General features: G+C 64.6%; 17 protein-coding genes and 1 pseudogene. 8 read left to right on the top strand and 10 right to left on the bottom strand.

The annotated features are described in order from the left end of the window. Positions 1–110: 110 nt before the first annotated feature. On the top strand, positions 111–1,361 hold the full coding sequence (locus VGN68_RS11315; protein ID WP_327476706.1) for a TCR/Tet family MFS transporter: 1,251 nt from the start codon (positions 111–113) through the stop codon (positions 1,359–1,361). On the opposite strand, the gene VGN68_RS11310 is transcribed toward VGN68_RS11315, so the two are convergent. Beyond that, positions 1,334–2,095, bottom strand: coding sequence for a competence/damage-inducible protein A (locus tag VGN68_RS11310; protein WP_327476704.1), 762 nt, complete (start codon positions 2,093–2,095; stop codon positions 1,334–1,336). The two genes, VGN68_RS11315 and VGN68_RS11310, sit on opposite strands and share 28 nt — an antisense overlap. 104 nt (positions 2,096–2,199) lie before the next feature. On the opposite strand from VGN68_RS11310, the pseudogene VGN68_RS11305 reads away from it, so the two are divergent. Next, a pseudogene (locus tag VGN68_RS11305) lies at positions 2,200–2,841 on the top strand (glutathione S-transferase family protein). Here the strand turns inward: VGN68_RS11305 and VGN68_RS11300 are convergent. Together VGN68_RS11300 and VGN68_RS11295 are read right to left on the bottom strand one after the other, a co-directional pair. Beyond that, positions 2,838–3,740 (bottom strand): DUF2785 domain-containing protein, encoded by a 903-nt coding sequence (locus VGN68_RS11300; RefSeq protein ID WP_327476702.1) that lies wholly within the window; start codon positions 3,738–3,740, stop codon positions 2,838–2,840. The pseudogene VGN68_RS11305 and the gene VGN68_RS11300 sit on opposite strands and share 4 nt — an antisense overlap. A gap of 79 nt (positions 3,741–3,819) precedes the next feature. Further along, positions 3,820–4,548: a Bax inhibitor-1/YccA family protein gene (locus VGN68_RS11295; protein ID WP_327476700.1), complete on the bottom strand. Its 729-nt coding sequence runs from the start codon at positions 4,546–4,548 to the stop codon at positions 3,820–3,822. A 139-nt stretch (positions 4,549–4,687) separates the two neighbouring features. On the opposite strand from VGN68_RS11295, the gene thpR reads away from it, so the two are divergent. Next, entirely contained in the window at positions 4,688–5,299 is a 612-nt protein-coding gene (thpR, locus tag VGN68_RS11290) for an RNA 2',3'-cyclic phosphodiesterase (RefSeq protein WP_327476698.1), read from the top strand. Here thpR and VGN68_RS11285 read toward each other — a convergent pair. Then, positions 5,212–5,694, bottom strand: coding sequence for a low molecular weight protein-tyrosine-phosphatase (locus VGN68_RS11285; RefSeq protein WP_327476696.1), 483 nt, complete (start codon positions 5,692–5,694; stop codon positions 5,212–5,214). The two genes, thpR and VGN68_RS11285, sit on opposite strands and share 88 nt — an antisense overlap. Before the next feature lie 107 nt (positions 5,695–5,801). Between VGN68_RS11285 and VGN68_RS11280 the strand changes: the two genes are divergently transcribed. Continuing rightward, positions 5,802–7,397, top strand: a complete 1,596-nt coding sequence (locus tag VGN68_RS11280) for an MFS transporter (protein WP_327476694.1) — start codon at positions 5,802–5,804, stop codon at positions 7,395–7,397. 28 nt (positions 7,398–7,425) lie between these two features. On the opposite strand, the gene VGN68_RS11275 is transcribed toward VGN68_RS11280, so the two are convergent. The 5 genes from VGN68_RS11275 to VGN68_RS11255 all read right to left on the bottom strand — a co-directional run bounded on the left by VGN68_RS11275 (position 7,426) and on the right by VGN68_RS11255 (position 11,151). After that, complete coding sequence (locus VGN68_RS11275; protein ID WP_327476692.1) at positions 7,426–7,998, bottom strand: superoxide dismutase family protein; 573 nt, start codon at positions 7,996–7,998, stop codon at positions 7,426–7,428. Positions 7,999–8,519: 521 nt separating this feature from the next. Continuing rightward, positions 8,520–8,945, bottom strand: a complete 426-nt coding sequence (locus VGN68_RS11270) for an ExbD/TolR family protein (RefSeq protein ID WP_293700143.1) — start codon at positions 8,943–8,945, stop codon at positions 8,520–8,522. A gap of 35 nt (positions 8,946–8,980) precedes the next feature. After that, the gene (locus VGN68_RS11265; protein WP_327476690.1) at positions 8,981–9,502 is read right to left on the bottom strand and encodes a biopolymer transporter ExbD; all 522 of its coding nucleotides are present in this window, start codon (positions 9,500–9,502) and stop codon (positions 8,981–8,983) included. Positions 9,503–9,624: 122 nt separating this feature from the next. After that, a complete protein-coding gene (locus VGN68_RS11260) occupies positions 9,625–10,437 on the bottom strand; it encodes a MotA/TolQ/ExbB proton channel family protein (RefSeq protein ID WP_293700139.1) in 813 nt (270 codons plus the stop codon). Between the two features lie 60 nt (positions 10,438–10,497). After that, a complete protein-coding gene (locus VGN68_RS11255) occupies positions 10,498–11,151 on the bottom strand; it encodes an energy transducer TonB (RefSeq protein ID WP_327476686.1) in 654 nt (217 codons plus the stop codon). Between the two features lie 338 nt (positions 11,152–11,489). On the opposite strand from VGN68_RS11255, the gene VGN68_RS11250 reads away from it, so the two are divergent. From VGN68_RS11250 to VGN68_RS11240, 3 genes are all read left to right on the top strand, one after another. After that, positions 11,490–12,299 carry a hypothetical protein gene (locus VGN68_RS11250; protein ID WP_327476684.1) on the top strand — a complete coding sequence of 270 codons (810 nt, stop codon included), beginning with the start codon at positions 11,490–11,492 and terminating at the stop codon, positions 12,297–12,299. A 111-nt stretch (positions 12,300–12,410) separates the two neighbouring features. Beyond that, entirely contained in the window at positions 12,411–13,730 is a 1,320-nt protein-coding gene (locus VGN68_RS11245) for a homoserine dehydrogenase (RefSeq protein ID WP_327476682.1), read from the top strand. 59 nt (positions 13,731–13,789) lie between these two features. Beyond that, the gene (locus VGN68_RS11240; RefSeq protein ID WP_327476680.1) at positions 13,790–14,623 is read left to right on the top strand and encodes a hypothetical protein; all 834 of its coding nucleotides are present in this window, start codon (positions 13,790–13,792) and stop codon (positions 14,621–14,623) included. On the opposite strand, the gene VGN68_RS11235 is transcribed toward VGN68_RS11240, so the two are convergent. Further along, positions 14,620–15,021, bottom strand: a complete 402-nt coding sequence (locus VGN68_RS11235; protein WP_327476678.1) for a hypothetical protein — start codon at positions 15,019–15,021, stop codon at positions 14,620–14,622. The two genes, VGN68_RS11240 and VGN68_RS11235, sit on opposite strands and share 4 nt — an antisense overlap. A gap of 126 nt (positions 15,022–15,147) precedes the next feature. Between VGN68_RS11235 and glpX the strand changes: the two genes are divergently transcribed. Next, positions 15,148–16,119, top strand: a complete 972-nt coding sequence (gene glpX / locus VGN68_RS11230) for a class II fructose-bisphosphatase (protein ID WP_327476676.1) — start codon at positions 15,148–15,150, stop codon at positions 16,117–16,119. Positions 16,120–16,123: the final 4 nt, after the last annotated feature.

The raw sequence follows: 16,123 nt of genomic DNA, 5'->3' as shown, positions 1-16,123 counted from the left end.
GGATCGGTGCCGCTAAGGCGATAAAAACCGCCGCGCAACGGAAAAGCATTGGCGCGATTGGGGGGCCGCGCGTTATGAGCCGCCGACACGTTCACCCGGGGGGATATTTTGTGACCGCATCGCGCACCATCCCCTTCATCGTAGCCACCATCTTTATCGATGCGGTCGGCTTCGGCATCATCATGCCGGTGCTGCCGCAACTGGTGATGGAGGTCGGGCGCATCGACCTGCCGCACGCGATCGAAGTCGGCGCGTGGATCGGGCTGGTGATGGCAGTCGCGACCTTCCTGGCGTCGCCGGTGCTCGGCAATCTGTCCGACCGGTTCGGGCGGCGGCGCGTGCTGCTGTTGTCGCTGGGCGGGCTGGCGATTGATTATGCGCTGCTGACGATCGTTCAGACGCTGCCCTGGCTGTTCGTTGCGCGCGCCCTGTCCGGAGTCTTCGGCGGCAGCTATGCCGCGGCGCAGGCCGCCATCGCCGACATCACCCAGCCCGCGGAGCGCGCGCGCAATTTCGGTTTTGTCGGCGCGGCGTTCGGGATCGGTTTTGTCGCCGGTCCCGCGATCGGTGGTTTTCTCGGCGAGATCGGCCCGCGCGCGCCGTTCGTCGCCGCGGCGATCCTCGCCGCCGCCAACATGCTCTATGGCCTGTTCATCTTCCCCGAAACCCTGCCGCCCGAGCGCCGCCGCGCCTTTGACTGGCGGCGCGCCAATCCGCTCGGCGCGCTCCAGACGATGCGCGGGTTGCCCGGCATGGGCGGGGTCGCGAGCGTGCTGACTTTGTGGCAGATCGCCAGCCTCGTCTATCCGATGACGTGGAGCTTTTACTGCATCGCTCAGCTCGGCTGGACCCCGGGGATGATCGGCGCCAGCCTGGCGGCGGTGGGGGTGATGATCGCGCTGGGGCAGACATTTGTCGTCGGGCCGATGGTCGCGCGCTTTGGCGAGCGCGACGCGGCGACGATCGGCATCCTGATCGCCGTGGCCAATTATCTGGGCTATGCCTTTGTGACCTCGACCTGGGGCGCGTTCCTGTTGTTGCTGCCGATCGCGTTGCAAGCGCCGGTGCAGCCGTCCCTAAACGCGCTGATGTCACGGCGCGCCACCGCCGACACGCAGGGCGAGGTGCAGGGGATTTCGGCGATGGCGATGGGGCTGGGCCAGCTGGTCGCGCCGATCGTGCTGACCGGCACCATGGCCTATTTCACCGCGGCCAAGGCGCCGGTACATTTTCCGGGCGCCGCGTTCATCGTGGCGGCGCTGTTCGGCCTGTTTGCGATCGTGATGCTGCGCCGCTTGCCGCGCGTGACGCGGACGAGCGACGACGCGGGCGATCAGATGCCGCCGTCGGTCACCGCATAGCCCGCGGCCTCAAGCCCTGCGGTCAGCATCGCGACGCAGGCGGCGACATCGGCGGCCGATGTCGAGCGGACGACAAAATTGGCGCCGACCTTTCCATCGCGGAAAAAGGGATAACTGCCGATCACGACCCCCGGATGGTCCTTTTCACCCTGACGCAGCAGGTCGGCGACTTCGCTTTCGGGCGACCAGGCGCCGATCGTGTGCGCGATCAGCGGCGCGCCGCCCTCCAGCTGACCGGTCAGCGCGTCGAGCATCCCCGCCGTGATGTGCGGGACGCCGGCCATCACGAACAGATTGCCGATACGGATGCCCGGCGCGCCCGACATGCGGTTGGGGATCAGCTCGGCACCGTCGGGGGTGCGCGCCATGCGCAGCCGCGCCTCGGTCAGTTCGATGCCGCGGCCGCTGTAATAGCGTTCGAGGATCGCGCGCGCTTCGGGATGGATGATGACCCCGACGCCCAGCGCCTTCGCTACGGCATCGACGGTGATGTCGTCGTGGGTCGGGCCAATGCCGCCGGTGGTGAACACATAGTCATAACGCGCGCGCACCGCGTTCAGCGCAGCGACGATTTCGTCCTCGACATCGGGCACAACGCGCACTTCGCGCAGGCGGATGCCCTGGGCATCGAGCCAGGTCGCGATCTGCGCGATATTCTTGTCCTGGGTGCGGCCCGAGAGAATCTCGTCGCCAATCACCAGCACGGCGGCTGTCCAGATACGTTCGTCGCTCATCGCTTTGCCTTAGCCGGACGCCGTGACAAAACAAGTCCGGTGGACTGGCATTATTGTTCTTGTTATGTTCACATTCGACTCGCAATGCCCAAGGGAGAGCCGCGATGGCCGATGCACTGATTTTTTATACCAACCCGATGTCGCGCGGACAGATTGTCCGCTGGATGCTCGAAGAGGTCGGCGTGCCCTATGAGCCGCGCGTCCTTGATTATGGCACGACGATGAAGGACGCCGCCTATCTGGCGGTCAATCCGATGGGCAAGGTTCCCGCGATCGTTCATGGCGACAAGGTCGTGACCGAATGCGCGGCGATCTGCGCCTATCTGGCCGATGCCTTCCCCTCCGCCGGTCTGGCCCCCGATCCCGCCGACCGCGCCGATTATTATCGCTAGCTGTTCTTCACCTCGGGGCCGGTCGAGCAGGCGATCACCGCCAAGCATTTGGGCGTCGAGCCCGATGCCGACCAGCAGCGGTCGGCGGGCTTTGGCTCGCTCCCCGCCGCACTTGATGCACTCGAGACTGCGGTTGCGGGCAAGGCGTTCGTCGCGGGCGACCGCTTCAGCGCCGCCGACGTCTATGTCGGCAGCCAGATCGACTGGGGCTTGCAGTTCGGCACGATCGCGTCGCGCCCGGCGTTCGAGACCTATGTCGCGCCGCTGCGGGAACGTGCTGCTTACAAGCGCGCAAAGGAGATCGATAACGGCCTGATCGCCGAAATGCAGGCGGCAGGAACAGCCCCGGCCTAAGGCAGCGCCTTGAGCAATCCGGCGGCGAACGGTGCGAGCCGCCGTACCTGCGGATCCTGCGATTCGCTGGCGGCGACATAGACAGCGTCACCGAAGGCGGTGCTGTTGTGGACTGCCGCCAGTCCTTCGGCGCTGGCATAGGGCGTTTGCCAGCGCGGCGTGCCATTGGGGTGCAGCGCCTGAAACCAGGCCGCCCATGCCGCATCGTCGATGTCGGTGCGCCTGGCCAGGAACAGCGCTGGCCGGGCAAGCCGCCGCGCCTCGCCATAGACATAGCTATGCGACCGACCCGGCACGACCTGCGACGCAATCGCCGCGAGCATCAGGTCGGCGTCGGATCGTGTCAGCCGGGGATTCAAAGAAAGCTGCATCAGCAGATCGGCACCATGTGCGACGCCATGCCGCCAACCCTCGCCTCCGCCAAAGCCACGATAGTCGGTAATGCCGCGCAGGTACGCGGCGCCGGTCACCGCAAGTTCATGCAGTTCGGTTTCGGTCAAAAAAGGCGCGACGCGGTCGGCGCGCGCAACTTCAGCAAGGGCCAGCGCCGCAAAAGGTTTGCGAAACCCCGCCGGATCGTCGGGCGCGGCGAGAATCGCGGACAGGCGCACCAGGGCATAGCGCATCGCATCGGGCTTGATATGCTGGCCCCGGGATCCTTCGGTCCACAGGGCAAGCGCCAATTCGTCGCGCACCGCCGGATCAGTTTCGTCGAAACAGGCCAGCAAGCGGTCAATGTCTGACGCGCCGGCCGCCGGAAAATAGCGCGCCGCCACGGCCTTGAGATCGCCGTCGGTCGGAACGGCAAGGTGGCAGATTCGCCCCGCGTCCGGCTCCGTCTCGGTTGCGAACGTGGGCACGGCGCAAAGCATCATCGCCGCCATGATCGATTGTCGCATCCGCTGCCGCCCGTTTTCAAGAGAAGAGCCCGGCGAATTGCTTCGCCGGGCTCCCATGTTTCGTGGCTGTCCGTTCCGCTTATTCGCGGCTGCCCAGCAGATTGAGCAGAAAGGTGAACATGTTGACGAAGTCGAGGTAGAGCGTCAGCGCGCCCATCACCACCGACTTGCCGACAAAGTCGGTCCCGCGGACATAGAAATACATGCTCTTGATCTTCTGCGTGTCATAGGCGGTGAGGCCTGCGAACAGCAGTACGCCGATGACGCTGATCGCCATGCTGAGCGCGCTCGACTGCAAGAACAGGTTGATCAGCATCGCGACGAGGATGCCGACCACGCCCATGATCAGGAAGGTGCCGAATCCCGACAGATCCTTCTTGGTCGTATAGCCATACAGGCTCAGACCAATGAACGCCGCCGCGGTCGCGAAGAAAGTCGTCGCGATCGAGGTACCGGTAAAAGCGATGAAGATCGTCGACATCGACAGACCCATCACCGCGGCATAGACCCAGAACAGCGCCTGTGCCGCCGTCGTCGATAGCTTGTTGATGCCGAAGCTCAGCACCAGCACAAACGCCAGCGGCGCCAGCATCACCACCCACATCAGCGGGGTACCGACCATTGATGCGGTAAAGCCCGACTGGAAGGCGAGCAGCGCGACGATACCCGTCAGCAGCACGCCCGACGCCATATAATTGTAAACCGACAGCATGTACGACCGCAGGCCGGCATCGACGGCCTGGTCCATTGCGTTCGCGCCGGCCCCAAAACCGGAAGCCGCCATATTGGGGTCGTTCCAATTCGCCATTGTCATTACTCCATCACCGGTCAGCCCATACCGACCGTAGGTGGCAATATCGTGATTTTCTTCCCGGCTTTCAAGCGAAACCGGAAATTTGCCAAGTTTCGGTGGTGGCGCCAGCGCGAGCCATTATGCTGACAGCGCCATGTCGACCCACCGCCTGTTCGTCGCGCTGCGCCCGCCGCGCCCTGTCCGCGACCTGTTGCGCTCCGCCATGCACGGCATTTCGGCGGCGCGCTGGCAGGACGATGACCAGCTTCACCTGACGCTTCGCTTCATCGGCGAGGTCGACCGCCACCGCGCCGAGGACATCGCCGCTGCTCTGGGCGCGCTCCACGCCCCCGCGATCATGGCGCGAATTGCCGGGGTGGGTATGTTCGAGCGCAGGGGGTGGCCGCACACCGTCTGGGCCGGGGTCGAACCGGCTGCGGCACTGGCGGGACTACACCGTAAGGTCGATCAATCGCTTGCGCGGGTTGGTATCGCCGCCGAAACACGCACCTTTATGCCGCATATCACGCTGGCGCGGCTCAACCGTTCGGCGGGACCGGTGGCGCCCTTCCTGGCGTTGCACAGCGATCTGGCGAGCGCGGCCTTCCTTTTTGATCATGTCATCCTGTACGAAAGCGAGATGGGGCATGGCGGATCACGCTATCATCCGGTGGCGCGCTATCCGCTCGATGTTTCGGCGACGAGCGCCGCGGCAACCGCGCTGACGTCGGCCCAAGTTGCGGCGAAACCATCGTCGGCGCCGTAATAGGGATCGGTCACGCTCTCGCCCCGCCGTCCCGGGACCAGATCGAGCATCAGCCGCAGACGCGCGGTCGCATCGGGCGGCGCGAGCGCGCGGGCTTCGCGCAGATTGTTCGCATCGGCAGCGAGGATCAGGTCGAAGCGGTAGAAATCGTCCACCGCCAACTGGCGACCGCGCAGGTCCGAAATGTCCGTGCCGCGGCGCCGGGCCTCGGCCTGCGCGCGCTGGTCGGGCGGATGGCCGATGTGCCAGTCGCCGGTTCCGGCCGAATCGAGCGTGGCATCGATGCCGGCGTCGGCGAAGGCGGCGCGCGCGGCGCCTTCAGCGAGCGGCGAGCGGCAGATATTGCCCAGGCAGAGGAACAGGATCGCGGGTCTATTGTGCCCGTCGGTGCGCATCGGACTCCCCTTCGCGGCAAAGTTGAACCGACTTTCAACTTGCGCCTTTTGGCGGCTCTGCTAGCCATGGCTCATAACAGATAGTGGGTCAGGGAGAGGGTTGCCAGATGGCCGAGACCGCCAGCCAAACCAACGCGGCCGCCGCGCCGGAATTTCAGGAACCGAAAGCGACCGGCTATAGCTGGTACGTGCTGTCGGTGCTGGTTGTCGTCTATATCCTGAACTTCATCGACCGGCAGATCCTCAGCATCCTCGCCGTCGATATCAAGGCGGACCTCGGGCTGACCGACGCCGATATGGGCTTTCTGGGCGGCGCCGCCTTTGCGGTATTCTACGCGTTGTTCGGGATCCCGCTCGGGCGGCTGGCCGATAATTGGAGCCGGGTGAAGCTGCTGTCGATCGGCCTTGCCCTATGGTCGACCATGACCGCCTTGTCGGGCTTTGCGCGCGACCAGATGACGCTGACCTTTGCCCGCATGGGGGTCGGCGTCGGCGAAGCGACCGCAAGTCCGACCGCTTATTCGCTCATTTCGGACTATTTCCCGAAAAAGCAGCGCGCGACCGCGCTCGCGATTTATTCGTCGGGGCTGTATATCGGCGGCGGCGTGTCGTTGTTCATCGGGGCGCTGATCGTCAAGGCGTGGAACACCGCCTATCCGGGCGGGGGCCCGCTGGGGCTGGTCGGCTGGCAAGCGGCGTTTCTGGCGGTCGGCATTCCCGGGCTGATCGTGGCGCTGTGGGTCGCGTCGCTGCGCGAACCGGTGCGCGGCGCGATGGACGGGGTGGCAAGCCCCAGTTCACCCGCCCCGTTCCGCCAGTTCGCGCAGGACTTGTCGACGATCGTGCCGCCCTTCACGCTGATTGGCGCGTGGCAGCGCGGCCCCGCGGCGCTGGCGATCAACATCGGTTTTGCCGCCGCAATTGCCGCCTTTGCCTGGTGGATGATCGAATTGACCGGCAATCTGCCGCAATGGTCGGCGGTCGGGCTGGGCTATTACGCTGTGTTCTCGTGGGCCTGCACGCTGCGTGCGCGCGATAGCGCGACCTTTGGCCTGATCTGGGGCACTCCGGCGTTTATCTGCACGACATTGGGTTACGGGCTGGTGGCGCTCGCGGCCTATGCGCTGGCCTTCTGGTCCGCGCCCTATGCCGAAATCGTGCTCGGGCTACCCAAGCAGGAGTTGGCGTTCTGGCTGGGCGCCAATGGCGCGATCAGCGGTTTTGTCGGCGTGATCCTGGGTGGGCGCATCGCCGACGCGCTGCGCGCGAAGAATCCGGCTGGCCGCATCCTGATGATCATCTTTGGCGTCGTGGCGCCGATCATCCCCATCTGGGTCGGCTATACGACTGACAATACGACCCTATTCTATGTGATGAACTTTCTTGCGGGGATGTTCGGCGCGACGGCGCTGGGCGCTGCCGCGGCAACGACGCAGGATCTGGTGCTGCCAAGGATGCGCGGGACCGCAACGGCTGCCTTTTTCCTGGGTACGACGCTCGTCGGGCTATCGTTCGGTCCCTATATGGTCGGGCAGATTTCCGATCTGGCCGGGACGATCGTCGATGGCAAGCCGGTCGGCGACCTGCGCACCGGCATCCTTTCGCTGATCGGCGTGGCGCCGATTGCGCTGATCCTGCTGCTCTACGCCTATCGCGCCGTACCGCAGGCCGAAGCGACGATCGTCGAGCGCGCCGCCGCCTAAACGCTGCCGTCGCTTGAGCCGTGGGCGATCAACCCGCAGGCGCCGCCATAATCACGCCGCAGGCGATGCGGTCGCCGCTGTTGCCGCTGGGGTCGGTTTTCATGTCGTCGGGAGCGGCGTGAATCACGAAGCTGGCACCGTCGGCATCGAGCATCGCGCCGTCACCGGTCAGGCGGGTGCCGACCAGCTGCAACGTCGCGCGGCCGATGGTGTCGGGTTCGACGACCAGATTGGGCAGGTCGCCATGATGCGCGCCCATCGGGTTTTCGCGGCCATGCTGGGCGCCGGTCGGATTCCAGTGCGGGCCGGCGGTGGTAAATTTGGGGGCGTCGCACAGGCCGGTCGCGTGGACGTGCATCCCATAGGTACCCGCGCCAAAGCCGCGCGCGACCAGTTCGAGCCGCAGTCCGCTGCCATCCTTGAAAATATCGACGCGGCCGCGGTCGGCGCCGCGTGCATCGACGAGATTGGCATAGGCATCGGGAACCGGCAGGTTGGAAGTGGGCGTCTTATTCATATTGGCGCAGCCCGCAAGCGCCAGCGCGGCGAGCAATGTGGCGGCCGGGATCGTCCAGCTTTTCGCATATGGTGGCTTGATCATGTTCTGCTCCCCGAGTGGCGGTTTGGACATAGAACGCCGCAGCGGCGTTCGCGATCCCTCCGCGGATGACGATGCCCGGATTCGGCCCGAGTTCCAAGCCTGTATGTCGGTTTTGGGGTGGGGAGCGGACATACGATCCTCTCCCCTTGAGGGAGAGGATAGCGCAGCTTGGTCCGTCAGGAGCTAGCGAAGCTTGGTGAGGGGGTGAGCCGCCAGCGGGCGTAAACCCCTCTCAACTGCGGCTAGGCAGCAAGCGACCAACCTTCGTATCTCTCCCTCAAGGGGAGAGAGGAAGAACGTGCGACGTCCATTTCTGGCCGCTAGCTGCCATTTCCTATCTTCGTCATCCGGGACTTGATCCGGGATGAAGATGAGCAGACAATCGTCCCGGTCGCGCTGCCATGGGGCGGTTCCCACGGTCAGAGGCGGTCGCAGGCACCCAATTGCGCGCCACCAAGAGAAAAGGGCCGCGAATTGCTTCGCGGCCCCATCATTTTTGCCGGACGGCTTTTGATCAAAGATCAGAAGACGCGAGCATATTGTTCGTTGCCGACGAAGCCCAGCTTGCCGACGCCGCTGCGCTTGATCACCGCCAACACGCGATCGACGACAATGTAACGCGCATAGGGATCGGGCTGAACCTGCAATTCCGGTTCGACCGGCAGCGCCTTGGTCTGTTCCAGATATTGCGCCAGCTGCGCCAGATCGACCGGCGAACCGTTCCAGGTGATCGTCCCCGCGGGGTCGATCATGACCTTGTTCTTTTCCGGATCGACATTGCTGGTGCTGTTGTCAGCAATCGGCAGGTCGATCTTCACTGCATGGGTCTGCACCGGGATGGTGATGATGAACATGATGAGGAGCACGAGCATGACGTCGATCAACGGCGTCGTGTTCATGTCCATCATCGGTTCGTTTTCGTCCCGTTCTCCAACTGCCATGGACATGGGTCTATTCCTTTTTATCTATGCGGAAGGCGCCGTTAGAGGCGGCTCACCGCGATCGAACCAGCGGCCGGTTCGGAAATGAACCCGATTTTCTGGAAGCCCGCGAACTGCATCGTGTAGATCACGCCGCCAATACACTGATAGGGGGTGTTCACGTCGCCGCGAATATGGACTTCGGGGAAATTATCGTCGTTGATATTTTCCGGACCGCCAATATCCTCGATCAGCTCTTCGAGTTTCTTTTGTCCCCGCTCCAGCAACTGCTTCGAATCGATCGGGGTCTGCCCCCAATAGACTTCGCACGATGCGCTGTCGGCGTTGGGCAAGCCATCGCCGTCGGTATCGGCCGAGCGAATCGACAACAGCACATTTTCAGGCTTGGTCGTCGTCACTTCGAACGCCACGTCGGGAAGCTCGAGATTCACCGTCTGCACCACCACGGGAACCGTGATGAGGAAGATGATGAGCAGCACGAGCATGATATCCACGAGCGGTGTCGTGTTGATCTCGGACATCGGGGCATCTTCGCCCCCCTTGTCGCCTACACTCATCGACATAGGATCTTATCCTGTCACAAAAATTCATGTCACGGACATCGGGTTAACGGGCCATTGACCGTGCACCCTGTCCAGCGGACCCCGCCCCCGCCCAAAGACGGGCAGCGGGGATCCAGAGAAGCTTAGGCCTTTTTCGGTGCCGCGACCGGAGCAGCAGCCTTCGGTGCCGGACCAACCGGAACCGGCTTTACCTGACCGTTCGACATGATCGAACCGAGCACATCGTTCGAGAAGGTCGACAGGCGGCGGGCAATCGACTTGTTGCGGCTCTGGAGCCAGTTGAACGCGAGCACCGCGGGAACCGCCACGATCAGACCGATGGCGGTCATGATCAGCGCTTCACCGACCGGGCCGGCCACGGTGTCGATCGACGCCTGACCCGATGCACCGATCTTCACGAGGGCGCGCAGAATACCGATAACGGTACCGAACAGACCGACGAACGGTGCGGTCGAACCCACGGTCGCGAGGAAGGCGAGGCCGCTGTTCAGCTTTGAGTTGATGTGGTTCTGCGAGCGTTCGAGCGTCCCGTGCATCCAGTCATGCGCTTCGACGGGGTCGGTGAGCTTGTTATGCTCTTCGTTGGCGCGCAGGCCGTCTTCGACAACCTGGCGATAGGCGCTGTTCTTTTCCAGCTTGGCCGCACCTTCGGCCAGCGTCGGGGCGCGCCAGAAATTGGCATCGACGGCCTTGCCCTGGTTCATCACCTTGTTCTGTTCGAACAGCTTGGTGAACAGGATGTAGAGCGTGCCGACGAACATGATCAGCAGGACGAGGAACGTCAGCTGGCCAACGATACCGCCGTCGCAGAGCGCCGGAATCATGCCGTAAGGGCTGGCGCCTTCTTCTTTCACGCACATCGCCGCAGGCATCAGGGTGAGCCCTACGTCGTGGGCCGGTGCCGCAGCAGCGGCATTTGCGATCAGATTAAACATAATGGATATTCCCTCTCAAGAAATTCGGTAAAATTCGAAAACAGACAGCCGCGCGCTGAATCAGCGCGGGATCTGCCACCGGATACGATTGCTGTACGTGCCACCCGTCGGGTTGCCTGCGCGGTCCTTGCCCGGGTTGAACCGGCCACGGCGCTGAATGAGCTTGCAGGTTTCCGCATCGAGGTCGGCATGACCGCTCGACGCGGTGACCTCGCACGACGTGATCCGGCCATCGGTCCCGTAAGTGACGCGGAAACCCGTCGTCCCTTCACGCTCTTCGCGCATGGCACGAGCCGGATAGTCGTCGTTCGTCGCCCAACGGCCCGGGTTGCCCCGCGGCGTACCGGCGGCGCTGAGATCAGGCGTCGGCGGCGGCGGCGCGGGCGGCGCCGGCGGGATATACTGCGGCGGCGGGGGCGGCGGCACTTCGCGCACGGCCTGAACCACGTTCGGGCTGGGCAGTGCGACCGGCGGCCGCGGAATCACAACCGGCGGCGGCGGCGGCAGGACATTGTCCGGCGGCGGCGGCGGCGGCGGCTCTTCCGGTGGCGGCGGCTCTTCGACGTCCACCACATCCAATTTTTCTGCGATCGTTTTGACGATGCTGATGTTCAGGCCGTTGACGAGCCCATAGCCCATCACCGCCGTCAAAAAGCCCACCAAGACGATCGAGACCACCCTGCTTTTAGGGTCGACATTATCACCATAAGCCATTCAGGGACGACGCTCCTTGCTAGATCATCCTGACACCAATTCCCACCCGACGGGTTCAGTTGCCAAATGCCCGGATGATTCCGATGCGTTCCACAGACCCGGCGGAGCTACGTTCGGTTTATTATGTTCTGACCGGACGCTTCATCGCCGTCCTATCGCGGTGGCGCCGAGTTCGCAAACCCTTTATCAGGGGTTAATGTGGGGTGTCCCATGATGGGGACTATGCCGTCGCCACCGGCGTCAACCTTGATGGAAAGTGATAAATCATGCGCGTGTATCAGTCGGCGGCGATCGCCGGACTTTTGGCCCTGAGCCCCGGATTCGCTAGCATTTCTGCGATGCAGACGGCGGTGCCAGCGGTGACGGCGAGTCCGTACAGCTATGCCGACATCGCCGATCTGGCGACCGCGGCGCCGATGGCGCTGCACGCGCGCATTCACAGCAGCGTGGCGCTGAAACCAGCGCAGGCACCGGGCGTCGCGGCGGGGCAAAGCCGATTCTATGTCGAGGCCGATGTCGTCAGCCTGATTCGCGGCGCGGGTCCGCTGGCGTCGCGCATTTCCTATCTCGTCGATCTGCCGCTGGACGCCAAAGGCAAGCCGCAGAAGCTGAAAAAGAAACAGCCGGTCCTGCTGTTCGCGCGGCCGGTCGCAGGCGCCACCGCCGGGAGCAGCAACACGGGCAGTGTCCGGCTGGTCGCCCCCGACGCGCAACTGCCATGGGATGCGGCGACCGAGGCGCAATTGCGCGCGGTGCTGACCGAACTTGTCAAACCCGGCGCGCCGCCCGCGATCACCGGCATCGCCAATGGGTTCCACGTCCCCGGCACCCTGCCCGGCGAAGGCGAAACGCAATTGTTCCTGAACACCAGCACCGGTGAGCCGGTGTCGCTGACCATATTGACCGCCGCCGACGGGTCGCGGCGCTGGGCCGCGGCGTTCGGCGAGATCGTCGACGGGTCGGCCGCGGTCCCGGCGCGGGGGACGCTGGCCTGGTACCGACTCGCCTGCGGCCTGCCGCGCCAGTTGCCGCTGAACAAGCTGGCGGGAACCGCGCCCGAAGATCGCCGCAAGGCGGCGTCGGACTATGGCGTGGTGCTCGGCGCGCTCGGCCAGTGCACCCGGACGCGCAAGCCGCCGGTGGGCTGATAAAGATTTGCTACGGCGCGGCCAAAACGCGCCGGGCTTGTTTCCATGGCAAAAGCCGATAGGGCGCTCGCATCGGCGGGGCGTGGCTCCGCGCCTTGCACGGAGTCCCGCATGTCGCCCCATCCCGCCCCGTCCGCCCCCCGCCCGCCGCTGCGTGTGGCGCTCGCGGGAATCGGGGTGGTCGGGGGCGGCGTTGTCCGGCTGCTCGAAACCAACCGCGACCTGATTGCGCGGCGCGCCGGGCGCGCAATCGAAATCGTCGCGGTGTCGGCGCGCGACCGGCACAAGGACCGCGGCATCGATCTGTCCCGCTATCGCTGGGAAGATGATATGGACGTGCTGGTCGCGGCGGATGATGTCGATGTGGTGGTCGAAATGATCGGCGGCGCCGACGGATCGGCGCTCACCCTCGCTCGCCACACGCTGGGCGCGGGCAAGGCGCTGGTCACCGCCAACAAGGCCATGATCGCGCATCATGGGCTGGATCTGGCGCGGCTGGCCGAAGAACGCGATACGCCGCTGAAATATGAGGCCGCGGTGGCGGGCGGCATCCCGGTGATCAAGGCGATCCGCGAAGGCGCATCGGCGAACGAGATCGCGCGCGTTTATGGCATCCTCAATGGCACCTGCAATTATATCCTGACGCAAATGGAGCGGAACGGCGCAAGCTTTGCCGACGCGCTGAGCGCCGCGCAGGCGGAGGGCTATGCCGAGGCCGATCCGACGTTCGACGTCGATGGCATCGATGCCGCGCACAAGCTGTCGATCCTGGCGGCGCTGTGTTTCGGGACAAGGCTCGATATCGGCGCGGTGACGGCGAACGGCATCCGGAACCTGATCGCCGCCGACATCCGCGAGGCCGAGGCGCTGGGCCACCGCGTTCGCCTTATCGGCATGGCCGAGCGCAGCGATGCTGGCCTGTATCAGCATGTCCAGCCGTGTCTTGTGCCCGCCGACCATCCCCTCGCCTATGTCCCCGGTGCGCTGAACGCGGTGGTCGCCGAGGGCAATTTTGTCGGGCGGCTGTTCTTTGAGGGCGCCGGCGCCGGGGCAGGACCGACCGCCTCCGCCATCGTTGCCGACATCATCGATATTGCGCGCGACGAATATGGCCCCGCCTTTGCGATGCCGGTCGATTCGCTCGACGCCGCCCCTGTCGCCGACGCGGGGGCGCGGGTCGGCAAACATTATGTCCGCCTGATCGTCGAGGACCGCATCGGCGTGCTCGCCGAAATCGCGGCGGCAATGAGGGATGCCGGGGTGTCGATCGAAAGCTTTATCCAGCGCGGCACCGACGAAGAGGATGGTGTCGTCATCGTGCTGGTCACCCATGAAGGCCCGGCGCGCGCGATCCATGCGGCGCTGGCGATTCTGGCGGGATCGGACCATGTTGTCGGCGCGCCGATGCTGATGCCGATCCTGGCGCTTTAACCCCGCTTGAAAATGCCGCGCGCTTTGTTACCCCGTTGACCTGAAATTAGGGGGCAAAAATGGACATCCATATCCGGCGCGGACTGGCCGAAGCATGGGCGCTGGCGGGCGCGCATCGCAATATGCTGGCGGTCTATGTCGCCATCGGGGTCATCGTCCCCTTTTTGCTGCTGTCGAGCGAGCCGATTTTCAGTCTGCGCACGATGATGGCGATCCTGTCCGATCCCTGGACATACCGCGTCGGCGGATCGATCACCGGGCCGCTCTATCTGCTCGCAATCGTCGCGGTGATCGTCGCGGGGGCGATGCAGGCGGCATGGAGCGGCCTGTTTGCCGAAATGCGCGAAGGCTATTTGTCGGAGATCATGTTCGGCATGGTTGCCGGCTTTGCCTATCTGCTGGCCAATCTGGCGTTAGCGATCAGTTTTGGCCTGATCGCGGCACTGCCCTTGTTCATCCTTGGACCGCAGGCGATGCTGGGCGGCAGCGACGCAATGATGGCCGTCCTGGCAATCTACCGACTGGCCATCACCCTTGTCGGCAGCTGGGTCGCGGCGCGTTTTTGTCTGGCGGGCGCGATCATGGGCAGCCGCGGCAGCCTGGAACCGGTGTCGGCGTTCGCCGAATCGTGGCGCCGTACCCGGACGGCCCAAGCCAGGCTGTTCGGCTTTTACCTCCTTTATGGCCTTCCCTATGGCATTGCCGCGGGCGCGCTGATCGTTGCGCACGGTGCGATCATCCTGAACAATGCCCCGGGCAGTTTCGCCGAAACGCTGATGAGCCTTGGCTGGATTTTGCTGTTCGCGCTTTATTTCCTCGGCCAGATCCTGATCCCCGCCGGCTTTTATCGAACGAGCGAGCCCGCCGCGACGGCCAGCGAGATCTTCGCTTAACGCTCTGGTTCCGGCGGCGGGGGATGTCCCGTTTCAGGGTCGGTCGCGCGCTTTGCCTGTTCATACAGGGCGTTATACTCGGGACCGGGCGCGTAACGGCTGCCGATCGGCATCCAATTATAGGGCAGCTTGTCGAGGCTCATCGCTTTGGCTTCGGCGCGCGGCAGCTTTGGCGGCGCTTCGCGGCCCTCCTGCGCGATGGCGCGCAATTCGGGCGTCAGCCGGTGGCGCTGGGTGTCGGTGCCGCACACATTGATCGACCCGTCGTCGGCGGGTTTGCAGCGGCGGATGGGGTCGACCAGTTCTTTGGCATTAGCCGCGGCGGTTTCAGCATTGCGCGGTGGTGGCGGGGCCGGCGGACCCTGTACCTGCGCCAGAGTCGGTACGGTCGCTGTCACGGCGATGACGCACGATAACGCGACAGCGGCTCCGAATCGGGCGAAGCATCCTCGACAAGCAGCGCGGGCGACCATATGGGGCCACCTTGCCGAGATGGCGCAGCAAGTAAAGGCGGAGAGTGACCCATGACGAATAGCGGCAGCAACCTCGACCGGGTGCTCGTACTCGAAATGGTGCGCGTCACCGAAGCTGCGGCGATTGCGGCGGCCAAGCTGATCGGGCGCGGCGACGAGAAAGCCGCCGATGCCGCCGCGGTCGAAGCGATGCGCACCGCGTTCAACACGCTGTATATGGACGGCACCATCGTGATCGGCGAAGGCGAACGCGACGAAGCGCCGATGCTGTATATCGGTGAAAAGGTCGGCAGCGCGCCGGGCAAGGGGCCGAAGATCGACATCGCGGTCGACCCGCTGGAAGGCACGACGATCACCGCCAAGGCCGGTCCCAACGCGCTTGCGGTGCTGGCAATCGCCGAAGAAGGCTGTCTGCTCAACGCCCCCGACGTCTATATGGACAAGCTGGCGGTCGGCCCCGGCTATTCGCCAAACATCGTCAATTTCGACAACAGCATCCGCCAGAATGTCGAAGCCGTCGCCAAGGAAAAGGGCTGCACCGCCGCCGAGGTGATGGTGTGCGTGCTTGATCGCCCGCGCCACGAAGCGATGATCGCCGAGCTGCGCAGCTTGGGCTGCGGCGTCGCGCTGATCCCCGACGGCGATGTCGCCGGGGTCATCGCGACGACCAATCCCGACACCAATGTGGACATCTATATGGGCAGCGGCGGCGCGCCCGAAGGCGTGCTTGCCGCCGCGGCGCTGCGCTGCGTCGGCGGCCAGTTCAAGGGCCGCCTGCTGTTCCGCAACGACGACGAGCGCAAGCGCGCCGCGAAATGGGGGGTCGAGGATCTCGACCGGGTTTATGACCTGGAAGACCTGGCGAAGGGTGACGTGATCTTTGCCGCCACAGGGGTCACCGACGGATCGCTGCTGCGCGGCGTCAAGCACCGCCGCGACGGGGTGATGACGACGGAAACGGTGGTGATGCGCGCGTCGTCGGGGACTGTGCGGTGGGTGAAGGGCGAGCACCGCGCGGGGTGAGGGT

Source organism: Sphingopyxis sp., from assembly GCF_035998965.1.
Taxonomy (GTDB): domain Bacteria; phylum Pseudomonadota; class Alphaproteobacteria; order Sphingomonadales; family Sphingomonadaceae; genus Sphingopyxis.
This window is presented reverse-complemented; position numbering and strand designations above follow the sequence as displayed.